Origin of the sequence: Bradyrhizobium sp. 23 (assembly GCF_023073295.1) — a bacterium.
Taxonomy (GTDB): domain Bacteria; phylum Pseudomonadota; class Alphaproteobacteria; order Rhizobiales; family Xanthobacteraceae; genus Bradyrhizobium; species Bradyrhizobium canariense_D.
In genome coordinates, this window is the sequence record NZ_JADPJF010000040.1 from 1 (window position 1) to 951 (window position 951).

At 62.5% G+C, this 951-nt stretch carries 1 protein-coding gene; it reads right to left on the minus strand.

Features of this window, described 5'->3' with window-relative positions:
• The coding region (locus IVB32_RS09505; RefSeq protein ID WP_247410245.1) for an IS701 family transposase at positions 1–950 on the minus strand (950 nt) is incomplete at its 3' end.
• Position 951 lies beyond the last annotated feature (1 nt).

Consider the following 951-nt stretch of genomic DNA (forward strand, 5'->3'; position numbering starts at 1 on the left):
GTGAAGAAGGCGAGATCGCCATCGGCGATATGGCGACGGATCAGCAGACCGCGCGTCCATAAACCATCATTTGCGCTGTTGAACTGCTCGGCCTCGAGGTCGGCCAGTTCGAGATAACACCAGTCGTGCAGCCGCGGTCCTTTGGTTCCGGCTCCCGCCGACAGGCGCTTCCAGTCGGACGGGCGGCGCGTCCGGGCGAGGTCCGCGGCCGTACCGGCGACCGGCGGTCGCTTGCCCCAGGATCGAAACACATGAGCGCTGCTGACCCCGAGCACGTAGCCTTTGCCTGCCCGACGTAGTTGCTGTTCGATGTCGCCAACACCGTAGACCGTGTCACCGGCAACCCACTTGAATGGTACAGACGCGGCTATCGCACGTGCGATCATTCTCGTCGCAAGCTTTGGTTTGGTCGCAAAGCAGACATCGGGCACGTATGCGGCTTCCAGACGATCTGGATCGTCGGTCCATTCCTTCGGAAGATACAACGCGCGATCGATGAACGCATGACCATGACGCGAAACGTAGGTAGCGAAGACGCCGATCTGGCAGTTCGTGATCTTCCCTGCCGAACCAGTGTATTGCCGCGCCACTCCGCACGAGGCGTTACCCTGCTTGAGAAAGCCGGTCTCGTCGATCACCAGCACCGCATCGTCATCCGCCAAGTGCTCGATGACATAGTCCCGGACGATATCGCGCAGGGCATCAGCGTCCCAATCCCCGCGACCCAGGATCGCCTGCTGCCGCCATGGGCCGGGATCGCCAGCCGCCTCCGCGCGCATCCAACCGGTCTTGCGCTGCTCATCTCCGAGCAGACCTTCCAGGAACAGGCCTGCATTCGTCGCCACACGCTCTTGCGTGAACAACGGACGTATCCGCTGCTTGACCTCTCGAAGCGACGCCGCCCACAACGCAAGCGTCTCCTCAACCGACGCGGCCCGCGTCCACGACATT